At 39.9% G+C, this 4,433-nt stretch carries 5 protein-coding genes; 2 read left to right on the top strand and 3 right to left on the bottom strand.

Annotation, left to right across the window (positions count from 1 at the left end):
* Positions 1–275: 275 nt before the first annotated feature.
* The gene (glsB, locus tag H5072_RS12520; protein WP_002961081.1) at positions 276–1,199 is read left to right on the top strand and encodes a glutaminase B; all 924 of its coding nucleotides are present in this window, start codon (positions 276–278) and stop codon (positions 1,197–1,199) included.
* A 36-nt stretch (positions 1,200–1,235) separates the two neighbouring features.
* On the opposite strand, the gene H5072_RS12515 is transcribed toward glsB, so the two are convergent.
* A complete protein-coding gene (locus H5072_RS12515; protein WP_033021433.1) occupies positions 1,236–2,540 on the bottom strand; it encodes an inosine/guanosine kinase in 1,305 nt (434 codons plus the stop codon).
* A gap of 178 nt (positions 2,541–2,718) precedes the next feature.
* Between H5072_RS12515 and tadA the strand changes: the two genes are divergently transcribed.
* Positions 2,719–3,234: a tRNA adenosine(34) deaminase TadA gene (gene tadA, locus H5072_RS12510; RefSeq protein ID WP_002961078.1), complete on the top strand. Its 516-nt coding sequence runs from the start codon at positions 2,719–2,721 to the stop codon at positions 3,232–3,234.
* Positions 3,235–3,236: 2 nt separating this feature from the next.
* Here tadA and H5072_RS12505 read toward each other — a convergent pair whose 3' ends face one another.
* Complete coding sequence (locus H5072_RS12505; RefSeq protein WP_002961076.1) at positions 3,237–3,404, bottom strand: hypothetical protein; 168 nt, start codon at positions 3,402–3,404, stop codon at positions 3,237–3,239.
* Between the two features lie 164 nt (positions 3,405–3,568).
* Positions 3,569–4,433: membrane-bound lytic murein transglycosylase MltF (gene mltF, locus H5072_RS12500; protein WP_182693706.1), on the bottom strand; the 865-nt coding region annotated here is incomplete at its 5' end.

Genomic DNA, 4,433 nt, shown 5'->3' with positions numbered 1-4,433 from the left:
AACTCAGTGGCGAAATAAAATAGTTCTAGGGCGAGCCCCCGCAGAAGGACGCCCCGACACAAAGATAGTGTAGCATTTGCTATGTGGCTCTCCACCGCTGTGGCACTACGATATTACCAAGATTTAATTAAGAGAAACCCGTTACAGTAATGTGACGTTTTTTGCTTTTTTTAATTAAGAAAAACATCCCCCATTAAATTCAACAACAAAACTAGTTGCGTTTATTCGCGCGTGCTAAAATCCAATTTTTATGAATGATGATATAGAGGTCTAGTTTGCCTACAGCTGATTACCAAAAGGTGCTTGATGAAATAGCACATGAAGTACGCCCTTTATTATCACAAGGAAAAGTAGCTGATTATATACCAGCCCTTGCAGAGGTCGATCCTGAGCAATTTTCTATCGCTATTTATACAACTGATGGTAAGACTGTATGTGCGGGGGATTGCTCTCAACGTTTTACCATTCAGTCTGTTTCAAAAGTTATGACACTTACTATGGCACTGCAACGTTATGGTGATGAACTTTGGCATCGAGTTGGAAAGGAGCCTTCAGGTACTGCCTTTAATTCGCTTACACAGCTTGAGTTTGAAAAAGGGATTCCTCGTAACCCTTTCATAAATGCAGGCGCAATTGTAACGTGTGATGCGTTATACAGCCGCTTATCTGCACCAATGCACTCTATGCTCGAGACCTTTAGGTTGTTAGCTGGTAATAGAGGGATAGTGATTGATAAAAAAGTCGCTAATTCTGAGTATGAATTTAGGCATCGTAATGCTGCTATGGCACATTTAATGAAGTCGTTTGGTAATTTTGAAAATGAAGTCGATGATGTTTTATGGTCTTACTTTAACTTTTGTTCTATTGAGCTCAACTGTATTGAATTAGCCAAAGCTTATAATTTTTTAGCAAATAAAGGTGTTGATAATCGATCGGGCGATCGTGTTTTAAGTAGCCGTCAAAATAAGCAGCTTAATTCGCTATTATTTACCAGTGGCTTATACGATGCTGCGGGGGATTTTGGTTACAGAGTAGGTATGCCAGGTAAATCGGGAGTGTCAGGGACTATTTTAGCCGTGTTACCAAATAAGTTTACGGTAGCTGTTTATTCTCCGGGACTTAATTCGTTTGGTAATTCGGTTGCAGGAATTGCAGCGTTGGAACTGCTATCTAAAAAGCTCGATATTTCTATTTTTTAGGAAGTTGATAGGGAGCAATGATTGCTCCCACCGTTATTATTGTTCCCAATAAACCTGTTCTAAGCAGTCTTCGCGTTCTGGTAAACCGCGAGATAAACGAGGAGAGTGCTGAACTAACACTTCATAACTAGCTCGGTTAGCATATTTACTAATTTGCGATAGTGACGAGTAAGTAATAGCTTGTTGCTGATGCTTAGCAGAGTTTGCCACATTAAGTTTATGATAAACATTTGCTGATAAGTCATGTAGCACAGCCGCTAAAGCACAATCGCCTGCACCATTGGTGTTTTTGATTGAATCAGGTCCACCCATAAATGGGGCTGTATGGCTATATGCTCTGATAGGCTCATCACACTCGGTTTTACGCATAGCACGTGAAAATTCGTATCGATTAAAATCAGGTATGGCGCCTGGTAATAATGGATATTCGGTTTCACGCTTTAAGCTTTCGTCTACGTAGCCGGCCATAAATAAGCCTTTTTCGCCAGCGGTGCAAATTACCAAATCTACCCAATCAAGTGCTTTATCGGCAGCTAGAAGAGGGTCTTCAAAACCTGTAATAGCTAACCCTTCTTCTTCGTTCATAGCAAGAATATCAACATGCTTTTCAACAAAGTTTGCCCACCAGGTCGGGTCTTGTTCAATTAAGAATTTAGTTCCGAGTGTAAGAACAACTGGCACACCTGCATCATTAGCGTATTTTACCGCTTGCATAGTCGCTTCAGTCATCGTTTCACTACCTTGCGTACGCATGAGGTAGGCACTGATCACTAATGCTGATGAATTTTCAATAAGGTTTTTATCGATAGATTCAGGACGTAAGTGATTCATTAGGCCCGCACTTATCGCAAAAGTACGCTCACCGGTTTCATCAATTAATGTAAAACAACGACCTATAGGCCCATCTACTGGTTGGAGATAGTTTAAATCTACACGGCTTGAGGTATTACATAAAAAGCGGTAAGCATAGCTACCTATTTTTATATTTTCGCTCATTACGCCTAATAAAACTGAGCGATCATCTGCAAGTACAGAGTAGTTGTGCATAGTGTTACCAATGGTCCCACCGGCAAACTCAAAATCAACCATATCGTTTAATTTTAAACGATCGTATAAGGCGTTCGTTATGTCGCTATCAATAACTTGTGACATACCTCTACGTAGTTGAAATTCGTCAAGGAAAGCTTGATCAACTTTTGCCTCTATATCAACAACGATCTGATCGATACCCGTAATATAACTACGTTGTAATCGCTCTGTTGCGTTAAGTTGATTAGTAAGTGGATCTTTGGCTTCCACTGGAAAATAATGTTTATGCCTGCGGCGTCCAGGAAATTTCATTTGCTACCCGTGTTGTGAGCTAAATAAAAAAAGCGTGAGATTATAGCGTAAATCCACACTAGTGAGCCATTACAAACAGGTAAATATCGTTTTATTTTTGCAATAAAGTAATGAATGACGCACTTTAGAGTGCTAACTAGGTATAATTACAGCATAAAAAGTTATTTAAGTAGAAAGAATGAACGAGCCATTTAATGATTCCTACTGGATGGAGCAAGCGCTTTTGTATGCAAAGCAAGCAGAGTTGCTTGATGAAATTCCGGTTGGAGCAATTGTAGTAAAAGATAACCAGCTAATTTCAGTGGGGTACAACCGCTCAATAACGGATAACGACCCATCAGCCCATGCGGAAATGATTGCAGTGCGAGAAGCTGGAAAAGTACTTAATAATTACCGCTTAATTGATTGCACACTATATGTAACGTTAGAGCCTTGCTCTATGTGTGCAGGACTGTTGGTGCATAGCAGAATAAAGCGTTTAGTATTTGGTGCCCTCGATGCTAAAACAGGGTCTGCAGGTTCAATTATGAACTTATTACAAGAGCCGAGGTTAAATCATCAAGTTGAGGTGTGCGGTGGTGTTTTGGCACAGCAATGCGGTGATACTATTTCGAATTTTTTTAAGCGTAGAAGAGCGCAAATTAAAGCAGCTAAGAAAGCTGCTCGTGATGAACAAATAAATAAACCTAGCTAGAGTTAACTAGCGATTGGCTCTATTTCTGTTTCAGCCATTTGCTGCATAGCAAACATTCGGCGGCGCCAGATGATTTTTTTGTGCAGTTTTCTTAGCATAACACGACGACGTGTGGCTGTTGAATAAATCACATTGCGTTTTAATTTTTGTGTGCGTCTACGTTTTAGCATGTTTTCTCCTAATGCAAGAGTGAGAAAGGCGCAGGGTATATCTTATAAAATAATAATATACAAGTAATACACATTAGTGATCATTTGATGACAAGTAAACAGATATTTAATTTACTTAAATTTTGCTTACTGGTTTGCTCAAAAAACTGATACCTATATAAATCTTAGTTATTGTTTTCACTTGGTAGTTCGGGCTCAATTATAGGCTGTTGTTTTTCTGTTTGCGCTTCATCTTTGTTACTTTTATCGTCACTTTCTTCATTTAAGTTTGGCTCGGTATCAGTGCTCTGCTCTGTGATTGGTTCTGGCTCAGACTCTACAGCAATAGCATTATTCTCATCTAGCCAAACAAGTGCATCGTAATAGCGACGAATATTATCAACATATTTAACCGCTACATCGCCACGCGCATAACCATAGCGAGTTTTACGGTAATAGCGCTTTTTAATTAACAGCGGTAAGCGTTTTTTTACATCAGCCCATTTATCAGGGCTTGCGCCTTGCTGCTCGGTAATTATACGCGCGTCGTTAACGTGCCCCCAACCTACATTGTAAGCCGCTAGTGCAAGCCATGTTCTATCAGGTTGAGGAATTCTATCAGGAATACGCTTAATCAGTTTACTTAAATACTTACCACCACCGCGAATATTTTGCTCTGGCTCTAAGCGGTTGGTAACACCTACTTGCTTTGCTGTACTGCGGGTTAGCATCATAATACCGCGAACGCCTGTTGGCGATTTAGCGCGAGGATTCCACATAGATTCTTGATAGCTAAGTGCCGCTAATAAACGCCAATCAAGGCTACCAGCATATTGTTCAAACCATGGTTGGTATGTTGGTAAGGTTTCTTTGATAGCTTCGATATAAGCAAGGGTATTTACATAGTTAAATTGGCGCACGTGGCCAAAGTATTTTTCTTCAAGTACGTAGAGCTGATTACTCTGTTTTATATCGCCAAAAAATGGCACTAATAAGGAGTATAAAGAATCATCTTTTGATTTATTAAGTATCCATGCAATCGGGTCGTTA

Source organism: Pseudoalteromonas sp. SR45-5 (assembly GCF_014163565.1).
In the GTDB taxonomy this organism is placed as follows: Bacteria; Pseudomonadota; Gammaproteobacteria; order Enterobacterales; family Alteromonadaceae; genus Pseudoalteromonas; species Pseudoalteromonas distincta.
The sequence above is the reverse complement of the archived record's forward strand: the minus strand, read 5'-3'. Positions and strand labels throughout refer to the sequence as shown.